Annotated in this window: 18 protein-coding genes; 10 read left to right on the forward strand and 8 right to left on the reverse strand. The window is 48.1% G+C overall.

What is annotated here, in order from left to right:
* Positions 1 to 827 precede the first annotated feature (827 nt).
* Positions 828 to 1,022 carry a hypothetical protein gene (locus EDC32_RS02720; RefSeq protein WP_022735890.1) on the reverse strand — a complete coding sequence of 65 codons (195 nt, stop codon included), beginning with the start codon at positions 1,020 to 1,022 and terminating at the stop codon, positions 828 to 830.
* 310 nt (positions 1,023 to 1,332) lie between these two features.
* Here EDC32_RS02720 and EDC32_RS02725 point away from each other — a divergent pair, with 310 nt between their 5' ends.
* Together EDC32_RS02725 and EDC32_RS02730 are read left to right on the forward strand one after the other, a co-directional pair.
* A complete protein-coding gene (locus EDC32_RS02725) occupies positions 1,333 to 2,337 on the forward strand; it encodes an aromatic acid exporter family protein (protein ID WP_132219910.1) in 1,005 nt (334 codons plus the stop codon).
* A 289-nt stretch (positions 2,338 to 2,626) separates the two neighbouring features.
* Positions 2,627 to 3,241: a hypothetical protein gene (locus tag EDC32_RS02730; protein ID WP_132219911.1), complete on the forward strand. Its 615-nt coding sequence runs from the start codon at positions 2,627 to 2,629 to the stop codon at positions 3,239 to 3,241.
* A 123-nt stretch (positions 3,242 to 3,364) separates the two neighbouring features.
* Here the strand turns inward: EDC32_RS02730 and EDC32_RS02735 are convergent, their stop codons facing one another.
* Entirely contained in the window at positions 3,365 to 3,604 is a 240-nt protein-coding gene (locus EDC32_RS02735) for a hypothetical protein (RefSeq protein ID WP_132219912.1), read from the reverse strand.
* A gap of 357 nt (positions 3,605 to 3,961) precedes the next feature.
* On the opposite strand from EDC32_RS02735, the gene EDC32_RS02740 reads away from it, so the two are divergent.
* The 3 genes from EDC32_RS02740 to EDC32_RS02750 all read left to right on the forward strand — a co-directional run bounded on the left by EDC32_RS02740 (position 3,962) and on the right by EDC32_RS02750 (position 7,540).
* A complete protein-coding gene (locus tag EDC32_RS02740) occupies positions 3,962 to 5,152 on the forward strand; it encodes an MFS transporter (protein ID WP_158283203.1) in 1,191 nt (396 codons plus the stop codon).
* 202 nt (positions 5,153 to 5,354) lie between these two features.
* Positions 5,355 to 6,656 carry a phytoene desaturase family protein gene (locus EDC32_RS02745; RefSeq protein ID WP_132219914.1) on the forward strand — a complete coding sequence of 434 codons (1,302 nt, stop codon included), beginning with the start codon at positions 5,355 to 5,357 and terminating at the stop codon, positions 6,654 to 6,656.
* Entirely contained in the window at positions 6,656 to 7,540 is an 885-nt protein-coding gene (locus EDC32_RS02750; RefSeq protein ID WP_132219915.1) for an RNA polymerase sigma-70 factor, read from the forward strand. Before EDC32_RS02745 ends, EDC32_RS02750 begins: the two co-directional genes overlap by 1 nt.
* A 121-nt stretch (positions 7,541 to 7,661) precedes the next feature.
* Here the strand turns inward: EDC32_RS02750 and EDC32_RS02755 are convergent, their stop codons facing one another.
* Positions 7,662 to 9,047 (reverse strand): RsmF rRNA methyltransferase first C-terminal domain-containing protein, encoded by a 1,386-nt coding sequence (locus EDC32_RS02755; protein ID WP_132219916.1) that lies wholly within the window; start codon positions 9,045 to 9,047, stop codon positions 7,662 to 7,664.
* A gap of 145 nt (positions 9,048 to 9,192) precedes the next feature.
* On the opposite strand from EDC32_RS02755, the gene EDC32_RS02760 reads away from it, so the two are divergent.
* A complete protein-coding gene (locus EDC32_RS02760; RefSeq protein ID WP_132219917.1) occupies positions 9,193 to 9,843 on the forward strand; it encodes a YdcF family protein in 651 nt (216 codons plus the stop codon).
* A gap of 1 nt (position 9,844) precedes the next feature.
* On the opposite strand, the gene EDC32_RS02765 is transcribed toward EDC32_RS02760, so the two are convergent.
* The 5 genes from EDC32_RS02765 to EDC32_RS02785 all read right to left on the reverse strand — a co-directional run bounded on the left by EDC32_RS02765 (position 9,845) and on the right by EDC32_RS02785 (position 15,110).
* Positions 9,845 to 11,170, reverse strand: a complete 1,326-nt coding sequence (locus EDC32_RS02765; protein ID WP_132219918.1) for a helix-turn-helix domain-containing protein — start codon at positions 11,168 to 11,170, stop codon at positions 9,845 to 9,847.
* 238 nt (positions 11,171 to 11,408) lie between these two features.
* A complete protein-coding gene (locus EDC32_RS02770; protein WP_132219919.1) occupies positions 11,409 to 12,140 on the reverse strand; it encodes a bactofilin family protein in 732 nt (243 codons plus the stop codon).
* Positions 12,133 to 12,756: a YhbD family protein gene (locus tag EDC32_RS02775; RefSeq protein WP_132219920.1), complete on the reverse strand. Its 624-nt coding sequence runs from the start codon at positions 12,754 to 12,756 to the stop codon at positions 12,133 to 12,135. The genes EDC32_RS02770 and EDC32_RS02775 overlap by 8 nt, the downstream gene beginning before the upstream one ends.
* Before the next feature lie 209 nt (positions 12,757 to 12,965).
* Positions 12,966 to 13,406 (reverse strand): hypothetical protein, encoded by a 441-nt coding sequence (locus tag EDC32_RS02780; protein WP_132219921.1) that lies wholly within the window; start codon positions 13,404 to 13,406, stop codon positions 12,966 to 12,968.
* A gap of 435 nt (positions 13,407 to 13,841) precedes the next feature.
* Complete coding sequence (locus EDC32_RS02785) at positions 13,842 to 15,110, reverse strand: BaiN/RdsA family NAD(P)/FAD-dependent oxidoreductase (RefSeq protein ID WP_132219922.1); 1,269 nt, start codon at positions 15,108 to 15,110, stop codon at positions 13,842 to 13,844.
* A 231-nt stretch (positions 15,111 to 15,341) separates the two neighbouring features.
* Between EDC32_RS02785 and EDC32_RS02790 the strand changes: the two genes are divergently transcribed.
* The 4 genes from EDC32_RS02790 (at position 15,342) to EDC32_RS02805 (ending at position 20,835) form a co-directional block, all read left to right on the forward strand.
* Entirely contained in the window at positions 15,342 to 16,649 is a 1,308-nt protein-coding gene (locus tag EDC32_RS02790; protein ID WP_132219923.1) for a purine/pyrimidine permease, read from the forward strand.
* Between the two features lie 128 nt (positions 16,650 to 16,777).
* Entirely contained in the window at positions 16,778 to 18,259 is a 1,482-nt protein-coding gene (locus EDC32_RS02795; RefSeq protein ID WP_132219924.1) for a spore germination protein, read from the forward strand.
* 154 nt (positions 18,260 to 18,413) lie between these two features.
* Positions 18,414 to 20,105: an AMP-binding protein gene (locus EDC32_RS02800; RefSeq protein ID WP_132219925.1), complete on the forward strand. Its 1,692-nt coding sequence runs from the start codon at positions 18,414 to 18,416 to the stop codon at positions 20,103 to 20,105.
* 124 nt (positions 20,106 to 20,229) lie between these two features.
* Positions 20,230 to 20,835, forward strand: a complete 606-nt coding sequence (locus EDC32_RS02805; protein ID WP_022735908.1) for a fatty acid metabolism transcriptional regulator FadR — start codon at positions 20,230 to 20,232, stop codon at positions 20,833 to 20,835.
* Positions 20,836 to 20,844 lie beyond the last annotated feature (9 nt).

The following is a 20,844-nucleotide window of genomic DNA, read 5'->3' on the forward strand; positions in this document are numbered from 1 at the left end:
ACCCGCTTGGCTATCTACTTCCTCAGCGAAAATGGCGGAAGGCAGGGCGGCGCTTGCCATCAAAACGAAGGAAGCGATGAGGGAAACGCGTTTCTTCACGAAAAAATCCTCCTTTTGATTTGTGGATTTGATTGGTTGGGTAAGTGGTTCTGATGCAAAAGAACATGATTTGCGTCAGCACAATGCACCTGTTGTCATGAGTCAAGCGATGCCTGTCAGTGATCCGTCCCCCGGCGAGGAGACTCGACGCGCTAGTAGGTAGAAATTAGCAGAATATACGGAAATATATGATTCATCAGTCATTTTCAGAGGTGAGTACATGGCATGAGTCAAAACGCGGGGCGGACATAACACTTCGACGGGATGTGGTGGGAATACAAATTTCTAACACGCCTCCCTGCCGTTGGGTAGATGTTGTACTGTGGAAGGACAATTGTCATGTAAGGCAAAGATCATTATAAACCAAGGGTTGGATGAGGTGGCTGCTCGTGTAGAAATGGCACAGGCGGGAGTGCTTTTTTTTCCAGCCTCCTTTCAGTTTGTTATATTATCTTTTCGTGAACAAATTAAGTTTTCCTTCTTTAATCGATAAAAAAATAAATAAATTTATTACCGATAATAAATGGAATTATATATATTCAACTTAGAAGATGTGGAATGATATGGGAAATATTTGCATTGGCATATGCTGAAGCAATGTAAATCGGGAAAGCGGATACGTATGATAAGAATTTAAAAAGCATAACAAAATCTCTTGTGCGCGACTGGTCATTCTTGGTTATAAATGGCGCGTTCGGCGCAAAGAAAAAAGGCCTTATCAGGCCCCGCTACGATTGGTCGATGTGAAATTTCCCCATCTCTTTGCGCAATTGGGTTAAATAATCCGCCGTTTCCTGTTTTTTTGCTGGATGGTAGCGGTGGGGATGTTCGGAGATTTCACGCAAGAGTTGCTCAGCTCTGCGGTAGCTGGCTTGCAACAGCCGATAATAAGAGATTTTAGCCGGTGTGGTTGTTGTGTTCATGTTGACCACTCCTTGCGAAATGATCCGGACAATTCAAATAATATCAAATCATTGGCGATGATGGAATATGACGGTGTCCGTTTCTAAAGGCTGTTCATGAAACAGATGAAAAAAGGAGGGACTTGGATTACAGAAATTATTCTGTTGTATTATAATGGTTACATAACTGGGATTGTCTGATCAATCAAGTTGGCTTATATGAAGGCGGTGAAAAACGCTTTTTTTTAATGAGCGCCAACAAATGAGAAATCGGTGTGAGTGACACCGGGTATGTTTATCAGACATTCCTTAAAAGAAAAAGTGAGGCAATATGAAGATCGGTTATCGTACGGTGAAGACGGCTATTGGGACGGGTTTATCTTTAGCCATCGCCCAATGGCTTGGTTTGCAATTTTATAGTTCGGCTGCTGTAATTACTATCTTATGCATTAAAACGACGAAGAAAAAATCTTACCAAACCGCATGGGAGAGAGTACTCGCATGTGTGTTGGGATTGGTCTTGGCCATACTGGTCTTTGAACTGCTCGGATACCATGCTTGGGGGTTAACCATCCTGATGCTATTGTTGATCCCCCTCTGCGTCAAGCTGAAAGCAACGGACGGCATTACGACGGCGACCGTGGTCATTTTGCATCTGTATATCCTGAAAGAGGTGTCCCTCCCCATTGTTATTAACGAGGGGCTACTGATCGTTATCGGGATCGGAATGGCGGTGTTGGCCAATATGCATATGCCGAGCAGTGAAAAAAAGTTGAAAGAGATTCAACAGCAGATCGAAGCCAACTTCAAGGCCATTTTGCGCGAACTGGCCGCTTATTTGCGTGATAAGGATCAACAGTGGGACGGCAAAGAGATCACGGAAACGGCCCGGTTGTTGAAAGAAGCTAAGGCGTTGGCTCTGCGTGATATAGAAAATGTGGCTCCTTACGACTGCGCGTATTATTACCGTTACTTTGAAATGCGTGAGCGGCAGTTTGAAATTCTGGAACGGATCGCGCCCAGTGTTTCCTCATTGGATCATTGTTGCCAGGAGAGCCTTATCGTCGGCGAATTCTTGGATCGCTTGGCCGGCGCGGTTCATCCGGGCAATACCGCATCGCATTATTTGGAGGAATTGGAGCAGATCAGTCGTCGTTTTAAAGAGTCGGCTTTGCCGCAAACGCTTGAGGAATTTGAGACGCGCGCAGCGGTGTATCACTTTATCGGTGAAATGAAGCGCTATTTGAAAATTAAAAGGGACTTATGGATTAAGCAGAAGCAGAAGGAAGAGACCAAAAAGAACAAATTCAATTGGAAAAAAGAGGGATGTTTGTAATCCGTGCCGGGAGGGAAATGGGGATTCGACCGCCAAAGTGAGCCCCTATTCTTCCCGGTGTTTTATGTTTTTAAGAATAAATCATATAATACCGCACGAAATGTTTTTGGAAGATATGAAATTTACTATATAATGGGATGGGGGAGATGGGATTTCTTTAGCGTAGTAAAAGGCGCTTGGCGGGCATTTGTGCCGCGTTTTGCGGTGCGATGTTACTGGGGTGTGTCTGGCAAATCAACTTCCTTTGCCACCGCTAGGATGAAAACTTTGTAGGAAGCGGGATGATGAAATGATTATTAAACAGTTGGGAGCACAACATATTAGTAAAGCAAGCATTTTACTTACCCATTCTTTTATTAAAAATGAACCGATGGCTGCTTTCTTGCAGATTCCCGAGGATGCATTTTACCGTTATTGTTATTTAACATTGGTTAAAGCTGTGGAACAACAAATGTCTTTTGTGGCGATGGAAGGAGAGCATTTGGCTGCCGTCGTTCTTGGTCGAAAAGCGACGGTGCCTTTTCTTAATAAAGAGGAAACCAAGAAAGTGTGTCCGGAACTGGATCCGATCATTACCTTATTTGAAGAAATAGAGAAAAAAGCTGCTTCTTGTCTCGGTCCTGATACTCTTGTGTTGGAAATGGGGGCCAGTCATAGCGATTTTACTGGGCAAGGATTGGTACAACAATTGGAGAAACGCGTTGTTGAACAAGGCCAATCACAAGGGTATAACAAAGTGGCGATGATATGCACCAATGAAGCTTCCAAGCATATTTTTCGAAAGTTATTTCCGGCCACGGTGGCTGGCGGGATCAGTTATAAAGAATTTGTTTATCAAGGACAAGCTGTTTTTTCGGGAATAGAGCAAGACACAACGTGTGAATTGCTGTTTGCAAAAATTTGATGATGTTCAAAAGTGATGGGGCGAAATGAAAAGCCATCTTCCCTATACAAACCGTTTTCCCTTAGGGGGAAGCGGTTTTTGTGTGGAGTAAGCAGTGAAATGCTGAGAGAGTCAAGGGATTGCTCACTCTTCTCCCCTGGGTTCGCGCCGAGCGTGGAAATGGATCTGGATGGCTTTTTTTTCGGTTTCACTCGGGGGAATTGTGGAGATGGAGAGGGTTGTGGAATCCAGCTGTTCTTCTTCCATATCTTCTCGTTCAAAAAAATGGTTCATGAAAATCCATTCCGGCTGAATCATGCCCATTGCCACTTGCGTATAGGGAAGAAATCTTGGATGGGTTGGGATTTTTTCTTCTTTTGTCAAAGAAAACACCTCCGTATGCCTATAATCAAGTATATGCTTGTGCGAGCTTGCCCCATGTGAAAGAAAGCGTTTTTTTGCCGCATTTTTCTTATTGAGTTTGTTTCGGATTGCGAAATATAATAACTAACGTGTGCAGGTCAGAGTCGTGACGGATAAAGTGTCCAAAGGCTTCGCATCTGGTAAAGGTCATTTTTACGTTATTTGCTAGATACACTCCAATGGAATTGGCTGCAAACGTTTTTCTCATACGTCCAGTTCCTGTGGCAAGCATGGGAAAAACGTTTGCAGCCAGTTGGCGTGCGCGAAACACACGCAAGTAAATACGGACAGATGGGGGATATGGGAGGAACGATACGGATGAGATTGTGGACAAAAGATTTTATCTTGATTTGTCTGGCAAACTTTTTCTTGTTTGGCGGATTTTTTGTGTTGTTGTCAACCTTGCCGGTATATGCCGTAGATGAATTGCACGCACAGGAACAGCAAGTGGGTTTGGTAATTGGCATATTCACGATGGCTTCTGTTCTGATGCGGCCTTACGGTGGATTGCTGGTCGATCAGTTGGATAGAAAAACTATTCTGGTGTGGACGATCGGATTGTATTTGGCCTCGACGATCGGGTATTTTGCGGCCATGAGCTTTCTCTTGCTGTTGGTGATCCGCTTGTTGCACGGCGGGGCGTTTGGCATGGCTACCACTGCTTTGGGTGCGGCGGTGAATGATATCATTCCGCCAGCCAAGCGCGGAGAAGGGCTGGGTTACTTTGGAACATCCAACATGCTGGCGATGGTTGTCGGGCCGGCGTTTGGACTCTGGGTGGTTCAATCCCTGTCATATACCTGGCTCTTTCTGCTTTGCGGCTTATTTGTATTGATCAGCCTGTTGTTAATCATGCAGGTGAAGTTTCCTAAAAAAGCCAATCCCGCTCCGTCTATGCGCATCCGTCTTACGGATTGGGGAAAGATGATTGAGCGCAAAGCGTTTTCCTACTCAATGCCGATTATTGGTTTTGCCATGGTGTTTGGGGGCATTGTGTCGTTTATTTCGCTGTATGCAGCTGAATTGGGAGACAAAGATATGGCTGGCGGCTTTTATTTTTTCTATGCGCTGGCCTTGGTCATCGCCCGATTGTTGTCGGGGCGCCTGTTTGACCGTAAAGGGCCGGATTCTGTCGTGTATCCCAGCATCGCTTGTTATGTTATCGGGTTGATCTGCATGGCGATGGCGGAAGATCAGGCACTTTTTTACACAGCGGGGGCGTTTATCGGCGCTGGCTATGGAAGCATTCAGCCCTGCTTGCAGGCCATGGTTATCTCAAAGGTGACAGCGGCAAGACGCGGTGCGGCCACGGCAACGTTTTTCATCGCCGCTGACGTCGGAATTGGCGTAGGCTCTTTCTTGTTGGGGATGATCGCCGCTTGGTTAGGTTACCGAGGGATGTTTTTGTTCGCGCTGTTCTTTGTCGCCGCTTCTGCACTGTTGTATTGGAAGGCGCGGCGGGCGGAAACGGGCACTGGTCACCCGGATGTGACGCGTTTAAGCGCGTAATCGAAAAGTGAAGGAAGATGATTAAGGGATGGTTTTTGGTGCGATATGCGGCCAGGAATCATCCTTTTTTGATAATTGGCATGTGTGATTTCCCCGGAAATACCTGAGGGAAACGGCAGATGCATAAGAGTGCCTAAGTGGTTCTGTCACAAAGTCACCTGTTTCCTCGTCATATTAGTAAAACAGGGAATAAGGTGATAACATGAAAAAATATGATGTAGCCATCATAGGTGGCGGGCTCTCCGGTTTGGCGGCGTCCATTTATTTGGCCAAAGCTGGGAAAGCGGTTGCTGTATTGGAAAAATCCGATCGCCTAGGTGGGCGCGCAGGCACGGTACACAAGAACGGAGCTCTGTTTAATCTAGGTGGGCATGCGCTGTATCGCGGGGGTGAAGCTTTTTCTATTTTGCGGGAATTGGGTGTCGAGGTTCAAGGCGGGATTCCTAACGCAAAGGGTTACGCCATGTGGAAGAATGACATGTATCCCTTGCCGGACAGCGTGGGGTCGCTTCTAACTTCCAAGCTGTTAACTTTTTACGGGAAAAAAGAGTTTGTTAGCCTCATGGTTCGACTAAGCCGGATCGAGCCCCATGCCGTCGGCCGAATCAGTTTGCGAGAGTGGGCGGAGAAAACCATACAGGATCCGATGGCACGCCATATCTTTTATGCATTATGCCGAACCACAACCTTTGCGAACGATCCCGATCATCAGCTGGCTGGGGCGACCATAGAACAGTTGCAGAGAGGTTTGAAAGAGAGTGTTCTCTATGTGGACGGAGGCTGGGAGTCTATTGTCAATAGCCTGCGGGATCAAGCCGTCGTTGCCGGGGTTACATTGCTGAACCGGCAGACGGCAACACAAATCGAGCGAAGTGGCAAGATTTATCGCATTCATTTTGCGGATGGCGCCATGCTTGAAGTGCCTTATGTGATCGTCACCGTCGGTCCCGCGCAGACTTGCCGGCTCATTAAAGATGCAGAGCGCACTTCGCTCCGAAAATGGAGAGAGCAAGCCCGCCCGATTATCGCCGCCTGCCTTGATCTGGGACTTAAGCGGTTGCCCAATCCCAAGCATCATTTTGTTATCGGCATTGACCAGCCTGTCTTTTTCACGAATCATTCCGCAGCTTCCAGGTTGAGCGAAGATGGCATTACAGTGGTGCATCTTGTCAAGTATCTCGGTGCGGAGCCCGGCAACCCCAGCGAGGATGAAAGACAATTAGAGCAGGTCATGGATCTTCTTCATCCCCGGTGGAGAAAGGAAGTTGTCGCTCGGCAATTCTTGCCAAACATGACCGTTGTACATGATTCGGTTACGGTGGATAAAACATCATTTTCCGGACCGGAAGTTCCTGAAATGCGTGGCTTGTACATCGCGGGCGATGGGTGCGGACATGGAGAAATGCTGGCGGATGCGGCACTGGCCAGCGGGAAAAGGGCGGCTCTTCGCATCATTCAGGAATTTGTTATGAACCATGACGAAAGTGGGGTCAGCCTATACTGATGGACACAGAAAAACTGTACACAGAAACGAAGCCTTTGCTGATTTCGTTGGCATACCGCATGTTGGGTAGCATGATGGATGCGGAAGACATTGTACAGGAAGCGTTTATTTCCTTGAATGAAATCCCGTCAGCCCATGTGCGCAATCCAAAGTCTTATTTATGCAAAATAGTGACCCATCGTTGTATCGACTTGCTCAAATCAGCCCGCAAACAGCGTGAGGTATATGTCGGCCCATGGTTGCCGGAGCCGATCATTACAGATAGAAATTCAGATGAGCTTTCGGAACAGTATGTGCAGAAAGAGACGATTTCCACAGCCTATCTATTGCTGTTGCAGCAGCTATCGTGGACGGAGCGTGTTGTGTTTTTGTTGCGGGAGGTTTTGCAATTTGATTACGATGAAATAGCGGAGATTGTAAACAAAAGCAGTGTGAATTGCCGGCAAATCTTCAGCCGGGCCAAACGAAGCATCCATGGCGTCCCTGCAAATGGTGGGGAAATGCATGAGAAGGCGGGGGCAGTGGTTGAACAGTTTATCCAGGCGTTATCAATCGGAAATGTGAATCAATTGCTGGATTTGCTGTCGACAGATGCAACCCTGATCACCGATGGCGGGGGTAAAGTCAGAGCGGCGATCCGTCCGATCATGGGCATGGACCGCATTATTCGTTTCTTTGCTGGAACCTTGCCCAAGGTGCCAGCGGGTGCGTCACTCCAAATGCGAAACGTCAACGGGCAGCCAGGCATCGTTGCACTAGATGGTAATCAGGTTTTTTGTGTCATTTCGTTTCACATGCAAGAGGAGCGCATCAAGGCGATCTACATGGTTGTCAATCCGGATAAATTGATGGCTGTGCAAAAGGAGATACAGGGGCTGACCTGAGGTACGCTTAATCAATACCACGGGGACAAGTTCTAATCGCAGGAGCATTTGATGCGACAAGGCATTTGCGTTTTGGTTGCAACCGGACGCAAATGCCTTGTCGTTTCTCTTGCTCATGATATTAATATTTATCCCAGCGTAACCATTTGGGGTAATGGTTTTTTAAGAGACCGCCCGACACTTTTCCCCAGCCGAGTGCAAAACCGTCAACGCTGACCAAGGTCCAGCCTTTTTTCAGTGAAACTGGCAAAGCCTCCCCCTGTAGATACAGCAACAGGTTAGGATCGTCTGCGTTGAAATCGATTGTTTGCGTCACCTGATCTGGCCAAAGGGATAAGGCCAAGGCGTGGGAGGGAGCCAAATGACTCTTCTTGACTTGCCCCAAATAACGTCCTGGCCGCTCCACTTTTAATCCTTTCAAGGAAGGCAGTTCATCGGGAACAAGATACAGATGTTCGCCGTACAGGGTGAATTGACCTTGTATGTGATCGGGTTCGCGAAATGTCTCTGCGGCAAATTGTTGCCAAAGTTTTTTAGCTTGCGCATGGACGGGCGGAAATTTGCCGGGTCGTTGCTTGCTTTCCTCCGTCTCGGGGTTTTTTTCCAAGACGGCCACAAAATGTCCTTCCCCTCGCAAGTGATGCGGCCAGAGCCGAGCCGCTTTGCTCAATTCGGGGTCGGCGGTGGTGGTCCAATCGGGTCGTCCCGGCTGGTAATGCTCCGCTTGCGGCACCGGCACCAAACGGAACTCAGGATGCTTTGTCAGGAAGCGAACCAGCAACTGCTCGTTTTCTTGCGGATTGAAGGTGCAGGTAGAATAGACCAACCTTCCGCCAGGTTTTAGCATGGGGGCGGCGGCGGACACGATTTCTAACTGGAGATCGGCGCATTTCTTTGTGGCCCGCACACTCCAGCGTTCACGGGCATCTTTGTCTTTGCGAAACATCCCTTCTCCCGAACAGGGCGCATCGATTAAGATGCGGTCAAAAAAGCCGGCGAAACGATCGGTCAAACGCAACGGGTTTTCATTTAGCACAACCGCGTTAGTCACCCCGCATCGTTCGAGGTTCTCCACCAACGCCTTGATCCGTTTGCCATCGATCTCATTAGCAACGAGGAGACCTTGGCCCTGCATCTTCGCCGCGATTTGCGTTGTTTTTCCGCCGGGGGCGGCACACAGATCCAATACCGTCTCACCGGGCTGTGGCGCAAGCGCCTCTGCCGGCGACATCGCACTGGCGTCTTGAATGTAGTAGAGGCCGGCGGCATGGTAGACATGCTTGCCCGGTCGATCCTGCTCATGATCATAATAAAAGGCTTCTTTGCACCAGGGAATCGGTTTCAGATGAAAAGCGACACGTTCAGCCAATTGCGCGGGGGATAGTTTAAGCGTGTTGACGCGCAGGCTGCGTGTGGGCGCTTCTTCATATGTATGGATAAACGTTTCGTACTCCACCTGAAGCAACTCACGCATCTGCTTCAAGTAGTCTTCTGGCAGTGAAACCATGCTTGTCCTCCTCAAAACCTAGATACACGAAATTATAACATAAAATGGCGTGATTCCCTTCATGCGCGACAAGAGGGTTTGAACGAAAGGGGAGAGGGGAAAAGGGGGAGATGAATTGGGCAGACGGCGATGAGGAGGCGATGAGATGAGCATTCCGAAATTCCCCAGTGTTCCCCCGCTCAGTGCGGCTCACATCCGGGCGTTGACAGAGCTAGTCTTTCGTCCTGACCTGACCGAGCGCACCGTGCCGTGTTATGATTTGTTGTTTGTTTTTGGGGGGGCTCATCCCGAAATCTGGATAACGGCGGCACACGCCTATCAGCAAGGGATCGTCAAGCAGATTTTGATCACCGGGGGGTATAAGGAAAATGCCACGCGACACCCTACTTGGACCTATGGAAGGACGCCGGAAGCACATGTGATTCGTGACAAGTTGGTGGAGTTGGGGATTCCTGGGGAGAAGATGGTCTGGGAAGATCAATCGGTCAATTCATTGGAAAATGTTCGGTTTGGACTGCAACTGGTCGACATGAGTCGCCTTTCGACGATTTTATTTGTCAGCAAAGCGTATGCTGTGGGCAGGCAACATCGTACCTTGACGAAGCATCTGCCGGAGGGGATCACCCTTGCGGCTTACCCAGCACTCACGACCATCGGCAAGATTCCCGTAACATCTTGGGGATGGTCGCGAGTGTCGGCGCACCGAGCGGTGGTGTACGGTGAGTATTTGCGCATGGTGGCGTATGGAAAACGCGGTCATCTGACGCCGCTTGAAAAAGAGATTACGGGTTTGTGAGTCAGGCTTGAGCTACTTCCTGTTCGCGCAACCGAAGTTCTGATTGCAACTCTACGAGAAGCGAAATGTACTTCTCATTGTTGCCGATGTTTTTCCAACACTCAGATAAGTTGAGTAAGATTCGTTCTTTCAGGCGTTGGAAGGAATATTGGTTGGTGATAGTTAATGCTTCGTCATATGGTTGAATGGCTTCTTGGTGTTTCCCAGTCTCAAGATAGTAATCACCAAGAGCGACCAATGATTCGCAGAAGCGATGAGCGTCGTTGTATTTGCGGCCTTTGGCTACCGCTGTGGTCAGCTGTTCATATGATTGATCATATTTTTTCATTTTGCTGTACAGTTTCCCGAGTTGCGTATGGGTGGAGACTAACACATATTTTTTGTCCTTGAGTTTTCCTTCAAGGCGGAGGGCCAGATTGTAGCAATTTTCGGCGGTCATATAGTCATCCGCGTTTTGCAGGATATTCCCCCAAACAGTGAGCAGCTCAACTCCTTTTTCATGGGTTCCGTTTTCACGGGCGATAAATAATCCTTCTTTGGCATATTGCAACGCTTTTTCGTATTTTTTCTTTTGATTGAGCAGCGTCGCTTTCAACTCATACATATTGAGCTTTACTTCCAAGCTGTTGATATCTTGGATGGAGTCCCACAGTTCATCCAGAGTTTGCAAAGCTTCATCAATGCGATATTGTTTTTCTAGGAAAGAAACTTTGTCGATCATCAAGAAATATTTGATTTCTTGGCGGTCGGCATTTTCATTATATGCGGCCAAACCTTTGTTGGTATATTCAAGGGCTTGTTGGAGCGAGTTGTCCCGTTGATAATAAATGCGACCCAATTCCTTGTAACAGGCGGCTTTAATATTGCTGTTGGATAAGAACTGTTTAGAGTTAATATGTTGGATGGATTGTTTGAAAAACTTCTCAGCTGTTTTTAAGTTGTTTTTCTTAACGTAACACAAGCCCTTCAGATACAGAATGATATCCATATACCCGCCTTGGGTATGCTTTTGCAGAAAGCGAAGCCGCTCCAATGCGCCATCGCAATCAAGGTTGATACATGTTTCTATAAGGAAGAGCAAGTTTTCCAATTGCTTGTGTTCCCTTTGTTCGCGATGGATCAATTGAGGAATGTCTTCGATGTTAAAGCCAAGTTTTTTACAATAGTATTCGCGGTTTTGAGGTTTAACCGTCGGAATGCCTCGCTCTATACTGCTGATGGTGGCAAAAGAGATATGCTCATCCTCCAAGTCTTTTAAGCGCAGGCCTTTTTCTTTGCGTATCTTGCGCAAGGCTTCACCCAATGTTTTTAAGTCATTCACGTTCACTGTGATCACCTCTTTGCTTTAATCTTATTTTTTTGATAATGATTTGTCTAGCGTTTTTTCGTATTAAATCGCAAAGTTTATACAATTTGAAATAAATAATTAAAAAAATGCACATCTGAGTCTATTTTTGTTCTATTTTGCGGTTTTTTAAAAATTGTTTAAAAAAATGATTCGTTATTCACTCGCCGGATTTACAAAAAAACATCCGCCGTTGGGGGCGGATGCCTGGCGGGGAATCTCAGACCTGATTGTGTTCTTTTACAATCGAATCTCCTTTTTGTTCAAAGTGATCTTTGTATTCCACAAGCTCGATCTCACAACCAGGGCCGATTAAGACGTTGTTGCCGCGTACGACTTTGGCTTTTGTTTTCTCCAGGTAAATATCATCGCCTTCGATAGTGTCCGCCACCAGTTCATTGGTGTAGTGGAGGATGGACTTAAGCCATTTGACAAGGGAGAAATCCAAACTGTCTTTCTCGACACGGATCGTTTCCCCGCCGATTTCCCTCGCTTGGCATTTGCCATATAGCCGCACGTGGATTTGCCCCGCGTTAAGCAGGCCTTCGATGGTAAACCCTCCGCTAGCTTGGAACGATTCCGCAGAGCAATCCCCATTGACGGTGGCACCGCCTTTGATTTCAATTTCTTCACCGGTCAGATTGCCGTTGACAGTGGCAGACCCGATCACTTTCAGCTCTTGGCAATGCGCTTGCCCGTGAATGTGCGCTTGCCCTTTCACTTTCATTTCATTGGTGTGTACCTCGCCCTTGACTGTGGTTTCCCCCACGATGTCAAACCGTTCGGCTTTGATGTTGCCTTTAAATGTGGTTACGCCGTAAGCTTTGATGCTGTTGCAGTCCAAATCGCCGTGGATGCGTCCCTCGCCATTAATGCTTAAACGGTCGTATACGCCGCCATTGGCGCTCCCGGTGCCAGAGATGGTCAAATCACGGCGGTTTTCTTTATCCATGCGACTCGCCTCCATGCCATTTCAATTTGCATTCTTCAATGCAGGTCAACAAATTCATGGTGAATACCACGCGAACGCCTTCTTCAAAATAGATGTCTCCTGATTGAGCCAGAATAAATGAAGTGATGCCCATTTTGCGAATGCAGATCAATTGCCCGCCGGCATGCTCCACTTTCCCAAAGTGATCGTGCAACAGTTGGAGGAGTGTCTTTCCTTCCTCCAGGTTGATGTCACCTTTGGAGAGCAATTTGTCGAGAATATAGATGTGGAGAACTTCTTTAAATGTAAAGTGTTGTTGCTCAGCAAACTGTTGCGTGTACAATTTCAGAGCAATATCTGAAACAATGTTACGTTCGATTAATTCATGTCTCTCCAGTGCGGTGGTTATCGGAACGGTGGAGAACATGCCGGCAATCTCATCCAGAGAGAGATCATCTTTCAGGTTTTTGATTTTCTCTACCCGATCGAGGATTTGCTCTTTGGGAAAGAAAGTTTCTTGCCCCGTGTAAGTCGATTTGCGAATAAACCATTCTTCGGGAATGAGGTTTTTGCGCTTCCATCGGTAAAGCTGTCCATAAGAGATTCCGGTCAGCTCCAGTAGGTCCTTTTTGGAAATAAGTTCCTGCTCCGTTGCGGCACCCTCCTTTGTTGTTAGTGTAACATAACATTGTTACGTTGTGAAGTGGGTTTTGTGGAATGGGGCTTGCTTCACATTATATTCCCATACGTGGCGGGAAAATATGGGTTCAGGGCATAAAAAAAGACCCGATCGGTGGCAAATGTACACTTGCCACCAATCAGGTGCGCTAGCACATGGGAAGGCAATCATCTGTAATAGACGCCATTGTAATATACGTAGCCGACAGGATCATGTGTGAAATGGATCACGGCGTAACAGCAGTTTTCCGGTGTTTTGTAAGCCTCATCTTCAGGGATGAATTCCCCTTTGATTTGGATGGAAGAACCAACACGCAAGGGAAGGACTCCATCCGTTCCCCGCTCATCGATCCGGATGGACGCGAAGATCGTGCTAGGTACCGATACAGACCCACTGACGCGGCGGACGTTGCTGATCAGCGCGTATTGATGTTCCCCGTCGGAGTCATACCCGGGCAAAGATTGAATTGTACCGGTGATGGTCACAACTGGCCATGATTCGACGCTGACAGTTTGCTGTTCAGGCACCCCGGCTTCTGCTTGGACGGGCAGCATGACGGAAAAGACCAGTAAGAAGGCGAGAATAAGTTGACGTAAGATATTAAACATTGCCATCCCTCCTGTAGAATAAAACGGGGGCTTAACCGCGCCCCCGTTTTATTCTAGCATGTTGGATGAATAAATGTTTGAAGTGAATGATTAATTTAAATTAATTAATCATTAAATAAAAAATGAGAGATATTCATTTTAAATGTAAAAAATGTGTATTTCGCGCTGCCGTCATTTTTGTTTATTCGCTTTGCCGGCTTTGATTTGCCACCATGCGATAGCCACAAAAGGAATAGAAATAAAGATGATTAACAAGGTCCAATTTAATATGCTCATGCTAACACGGCTACCCCTTTCCGATCAGGACGACAATGATCGACCATAGTATGTTCTCTGAGAGAGAATCTATGCATCGCTTGACCCGGCGTTTTTATTGACGCCGGGTTTGTCAACTAACAAGGGTGCCGATTTCGTTTGTAAAGTGGGATAACAAGATCAATTTTTTACCACCTGCTCGGCCGCGCTTTTGCCTGCCACATAGCCGGTGCAAGATGCCGCTGTAATATTGTAACCGCCGGTGTATCCATGGATGTCCAAAATCTCGCCGCAAAAATACAAGCCGGCCATCCGTTTCGACTGCATCGTTTTGGGATCGATTTCTTTCACATGTACACCACCGCCGGTAACAAATGCTTTTTCCAAAGGCAGTGTGCCGTTTACTTCAATAATGAATTGTTTGGCCACTTGGCACAATCGATGCAATTGTTCCCGGGAAAGATTGGCGGCATTTATATCTTCGACGATCTGCGCCCGATTCATCAACACAGGAACCATGCGTTCGGGGATCAGGTGCTTCAAGACGTTTCGCACGGCTTTCTTTGGATTGGCTTTCAGTTCCGCCCACAGCTTTTCTTCCCACGGTCCCGCTTTTTGGTCGGGGAATAAGTCAATGGCCACAGGAATTGTACGTGCACCCGTTTTTTTCAACTGTTTGACGACAAACTGACTGCATCTCAGCGCGATCGGACCGGACAGGCCGAAATGGGTGAACAGCATGTCTCCACGGTGTTCGATGATTTTCTTACCTTTGGGATTGAGTACGCTAAGTGACACATTCCGCAGGGACAAGCCTTGCAGGATCCGTTGCCTAATTAGTTCTTCAGATGATGTGAGGGGAACTTCGGTGGGAAACAGTTCAGTAATCGTATGTCCGGCCGCTTCTGCCCAAGCGTAGCCATCTCCGCTGGAACCGGTGTGGGAAGCTGCCTTTCCCCCTGTTGCCACAATGACCGAGGGTGCATAAATTCTTTCCTTGTCTTGTGTTTCGACGCCAACGACCCGGCCGTTTTCATAAAGTACCCGTTTGACGGGCGTATTTACGCGGATCGTCGTTCCGACCATTTTCACTTTTTTCACCAGAGCTTGTACTACGGTTTTGGCGCTGTCCGTCACGGGAAACATCCGCCCATTGTCTTCTTCTTTCAAGGCCACGCCAAGGTCTTCAAAAAAATGCATGAGATCGCGATTGTTGAAGACGGAAAAAACGCTGTATAAAAACCGTCCGTTGCCGGGAATGTTCTGGATTAATTCGTCAATCTCTTTGATATTGGTGACATTGCACCGGCCGCCTCCCGAGATGGCCAGTTTTTTACCCAGTTTTTCGCCTTTGTCCAAGAGCAGGACGCGGGCGCCGTGCATACCGGCCGCGGCGCTGGCCATCAAGCCTGCCGGTCCACCGCCGATCACGATGACATCGTAATTCATATGCCAACTCCTTTGCATCGCCTCTAGGGGTATCTTTGCCCAACCTTATTCATTTTAGGCGAAAGCGTGGCCATTGAAAAGGGAAGCAGGCATCATCACTTAGTTCATCTCGATACGACAAGGGCAGAGCCGGTGAAAGAAAAAAGGGTGGATTTCCCGCGATATTGTTTCTATAATCGAAAGAGTTGTGAGATAACAGTGATAGCCAGGTTAGAAGGGTATGGTAATGCCATGAGACAGACAAGTTGGTTTTCCTTCGGTTTCACCACGGCGCAATGGTTTATTTTTTTGCTCGCCAATGCGTTGTCCTTGCCGATTGTTATCGGGCAAATTTATCATTTGCCGCCGGAGGAAGTCGCCGGGTTGATGCAACGTACTTTTTTTGTGATAGGACTGACATCATTTTTACAAGGCTGGTTGGGTCATCGTTTTCCTCTATCAGACGGGCCAGCCGGAATTTGGCTCGGTATTTTTGTCATCATGGGAGAGTTGGCGGCCAACACGGGTCAGCAGCCCGAAGAGGTGTTGCGTGTCATGGTTGGCGGCATGATCATCGCTGGGCTATTGATCTTGCTCTTGGCCGGGTTACGCTTAATCCCAAAGATGTTAGGGATATTTACGCCATTGGTGACGGGTTCTTTCCTTATGTTATTGGCCATTCAATTGAGCGGCGTTTTTTTACGTGGAATGATGGATATCCGAACGGCGAGCGGAACTGTTCGCTGGGATCTCGTCGGCGTGTCCTTAGTGGTGTTTGTGTTGGTCTTATCATTCACTACGTGGGGCAAAGGCTGGATGCGTAGCTATGCCGTGTTGATCGGGATTATGGTTGGCTGGGCCGGATTTACGGCCTTGGGCTATCAAAGCAATTCGGTCACCCATAGCGGTTTTTTCACCCTGCCTGAATTTATGGCTTGGGGAGGGCCTATTTTTGAACCGGGTATGGCGGTATCCGCTATCGTGGTCGCCTTGATCTTGCTGTCCAATCTGATTGCTAGCACGAACGCGATGCAGCAGGTATTGACAGGGGAAGCGAAGGTCACGCCAAGTGTGCTGACTCGGGCAGGAATCTGGTCGGGGGTGGCCACTATCTTGTCGGCGTTGTTCTCCACGGTGGGAATGGTTCCCTTGACGGTGGCGGCGGGCTTTGTAGAAATGACGGGCCAAAAGCGCAGAGGGCCTTTTTTGACCGCTTGTTTGGCATTGGCCGGGGTGGCATTAATTCCGGTGGTCATCGGATTTTTGTCCAAGTTGCCAGGGCCGATTGCTTATGCCGCTTTATTGGCATCGTTTGGCCAGATGTTCGGATTGGGATTGCACGGTGTGTTAAAAGAGCCACTTGATCCAAGGCGGACACGTATATTGGGTTTGACGTTGTCACTGGGTGCCGGGATGATGTTTTTGCCAGCTTCACTATTCCTATCCATGCCTTCCGTGTTGCAGTCATTTTTCAGCAATGGATTGTTGGTGGGAACCGTTATCTGCATTTTGTTTGAACAGCTGTGGCCGTCGAACGGGAGCAAGCGGGCCAAGAATTGACCTTGCAATCCATAGGGTGCGGGTGGACATTCTCCATTGAGGGGATGGGCACCCGCGCCTTTTTTTGTTTGCCTGCCATCAATTGTGACCATAATGGAATCTATCAGCATGGAAGGCAGGTGGTGCCGATGACCGATCAACAGCAAAAGCCTTGGTGGCAAACAGCCAAATTGACCGCTGATTTGGAAACCAATGTGCGCTGGTTGAATGAAATATTGGGGGTCAATGAGAGTTTTGATATGATTTGCCGCCGGACGGAATATGGGGGCAAAGCGTGCGCATTTTATTTTGTGGACGGGTTTGCCAAGGACGATATCCTCAATCGCATCATGGAGCAATTGGCCCGTTTGAGTCCCAGGGAATTGCGCGCCGATGCGATTGAGAAGTTGGTAAACACGGAAATCGCCTATATCGAAGTAGAGACGACGAATGAGCTGGAAAAAGCAGTGAACGCGGTGTTGTCAGGCCCTACGGTGTTGTTGGTGGAAGGGGAAGCAACCGCGATCATCATCGATGCCCGCACCTATCCGGCCCGCGGTCCAGAAGAGCCGGACATCGAGCGGGTGGTCAGGGGGGCGCGTGACGGGTTTGTAGAGACGATCATCTTCAATACGGCGTTAACACGCCGTCATCTGCGCGATCCCAGCTTGCGGATGGAATATATGCAAGTAGGGACGCGGTCACGGACCGATGTGTGCATCGCTTATGTGAAAGATATTGTCGATCCGGGGGTTGTGGAAGAAGTGCGGCGGGCCATCGGTAAAGTGAAAACAGACAGTCTGCCGATGGCGGAGAAAAGCTTGGAAGAATACCTGTTCAAGCGGTATTGGAATCCATATCCGATGGTTCGTTACACGGAACGGCCAGACGTGGCGGCGGTACACTTGTTGGAAGGGCATGTGCTGATCTATGTGGACACTTCCCCCAGTGTCATGATTACCCCTGTTACTCTGTTTCATCATGTACAACATGCGGAAGAATACCGCCAACAGCCTGTGGTCGGGGCGTTTTTGCGATGGACAAGGTTGTTGGCCTTGCTGGCCTCGCTGTTTCTTCTGCCTTTGTGGTATCTGATCGCCACCCAGCCCGACCTGTTCCCCGCCGAACTCGCGGTGATCGGGCCGTACAAAAAAGCAGCGATTCCTTTGTTTTTACAGATATTGATTGCCGATATCGGTGTAGAAGTGTTAAGGATGGCTTCGATTCACACCCCGTCACCGTTGGCTACGGCCATGGGCTTGGTTGCCGGGATTTTGTTGGGAGAGACCGCGGTGCAAGTGGGGCTATTCACTTCGGAAGTTATCTTGTATGTGGCCATTTCAGCGATTGGTACATTTGCTTCCCCCAGTTATGAATTGGGGTTAGCCAATAAGCTGTCGCGACTTTTCTTCTTGGCGATGACGGCATTATTCGGATGGGTCGGCTTTGTTGGTAGTGTGTTGTTCTGGTTTGTATGGCTGATGCGCATCGAAGTGTTGCAAACGCCTTACCTGTGGCCGTTGATTCCTTTTAATGGCAAAGCACTCTGGGATGTGCTCGTTCGGACGCCGATGCCCAACAAGACGAAGCGACCGCGCGTGCTGTCACCTCAGGATCCTGACCGTAAATGAAATAATCCTTGTGAAAAGTCACAGGGATTTTTTTATATGTATTTAAAAATGGTCAAAAATTAGATAAAATAATCTATAGTGATCATAGTGTTAATTCTTAATAATCGCACCGCAAAATTGAATGACTGTTCAGTCGAAAAGAGGAGGAGTTCTGATGGCCGATACGGAAAAAGTGTGGCTTAAACATTACCCGCCACAAGTGCCCCATCATCTGAATTACCCGGATGTTCCATTGACGCAGTTTTTGGTGGACGCCGCTCGCGACTATCCGGAGCGTGACGCGATTTTCTTTCTGGGAAAGCGGATGACATATCGCCAGGTGTTGGAAGATTCCTACCGCCTTGCACATGCGTTGAAGTCGCTGGGGATATCAAGGGGAGAGCGGATCGGCATCATGTTGCCCAACTCACCACAGGCCGTTATCGCTTATTACGCCGTACTGTTTGCAGGCGGTATCGTGGTGCAATTTAATCCGCTTTACATGAAGCGGGAGCTCGAGCACCAATTGAATGATGCAGAAGTGGAGACTCTCATTTGTTTGGATATGGTGTATCCTCGAGTCAGTGAAGTGAAAGCGCAAACAAAACTGAAACATATAATAGTTACGAGTATTTCTGACTATTTGCCGTTTCCGAAGAACTGGTTGTTCCAGCTGAAGAACCGTTTTGACAACACGCATGTGGAGATTCCGGAAGCACCTGGCGTGTTTAAATTGAAAAAGATCATGTCTCAAGCCCCGTCTAGTCCGGTGGAGGCTCCATATGACTCCGGAGACGACGTGGCGTTGTTGCAGTATACCGGAGGGACGACCGGACTTGCCAAAGGCGCGATGTTGACCCATCGCAACTTGGTAGTGAATTGCTGCCAAGCGGAGGCGTGGATGTACCAAGCGCAACGGGGGGCAGACACGATTTTGGGAGCGCTTCCCTTTTTTCATGTGTATGGGATGACCGTGGTGATGAACTTTGCGGTGCGCTTGGCGGCAACGATGATCCTTGTGCCGAAGTTTGACCGCGATTTGATCCTCAAGCTGATTACGGAACACCGCCCATCGTATTTTCCAGGGGCGCCCACGATGTATGTGGGATTGATCAACCACCCCGATATCAAAAAGTATGACTTATCTTCCATCAACGCTTGTCTGAGTGGATCGGCTCCGTTGCCAATCGAAGTGCAAGAGCAGTTTGAAGCGTTAACGGGCGGCTTGTTGATCGAGGGGTATGGCATGACCGAATCTTCTCCCGTAACCCATGCCAACTTGATTTGGGAACGAACCAAAAGCGGGACGATCGGGTTGCCGTGGCCGGACACGGAGGCGCGCATTGTGGACTTGGAAACGGGAGAAGTGCTGCCGCCGGGCCAAGCAGGGGAGTTGCAAGTGAAAGGACCCCAAGTGATGAAAGGGTATTGGAAGCGTCCGGAAGAGACGGCCAAAGTGCTGGTTGACGGGTGGTTGTGTACAGGAGATATTGCCAAGATGGATGAAGACGGATATTTTTATATCATTGACCGCAAGAAAGATATGATCATCGCCGGTGGATTTAACATCTATCCGCGCGAGGTGGAAGAAGTGCTGTTTGAGCATCCCGCGATTCAGGAAGCAGCAGTGGTCGGTGTGCCCGATCCTTACCGGGGAGAGACGGTCAAAGCGTATATTGTGTTAAAAGAAGGCATGCAATTGTCTGAAAAAGAGTTGGAAAAGTTTTGTCGGGAGCGCTTGGCCAGCTATAAAATTCCGCGACTAGTCGAATTTCGAAAAGAATTACCAAAATCGACAATCGGAAAAGTATTAAGAAGGGTATTATTAGATGAAGAAATGCAAAAAAACGAGAACGAAGGAGCGTAATAAAGAGTTGATTGGTAAAGTCGACATCAAAAGTATAAAAATACATTGACAATTGAATAATGTCATACTACACTTGAAATTGAATGAATAGTCATTCAGTGATAAGGCAGAGGGGAACATGACCATGGCTAAACGGACAGGAGAAAAGTATGAAGCGATTATTGATGCGGCTACTCGCGTGATCGCCGAATACGGCTATCATAACGCCCAGGTGTCCAAAATTGCCCGTGAAGCCAAGGTGGCGGATGGTACCATTTATCTCTACTTTGAAAATAAAGATGACGTGCTCATCTCCTTGTTCAGTGAGAAGATGGGAGCTTTTATCAGTCGGGCAGAAGAGGAACTGGCTCAAGTCGATTCAGCTGTCGACCAGTTGTACAAACTGATCTGCTTGCATTTTGAGCATCTGGAAAAAGATCACCAACTGGCGATTGTCACGCAGATTGAGCTGAGGCAATCCAATCCCGAAGTGCGCAAAGGGATTGGGGAAATTCTCAAACGGTATTTGGATGTAATCGACGGCATTGTCGAAAAAGGGATGCGAGAAGGTGTGTTTCGCCAGGATCTCGATGTGCGGATCACGCGCAGGATGATTTTCGGCACGTTGGATGAGACCGTCACATCTTGGATCATGAAGGATCACAAGTATCGGTTGATGGATCAAGTGGATGAATTGCATCGCTTATTTGTCAATGGGATGGGAAGCCAACGAAATGATGCAAACGCTTAGGAGGGAAGC

Source organism: Laceyella sacchari, from assembly GCF_004343255.1.
GTDB lineage: Bacteria > Bacillota > Bacilli > Thermoactinomycetales > Thermoactinomycetaceae > Laceyella > Laceyella sacchari.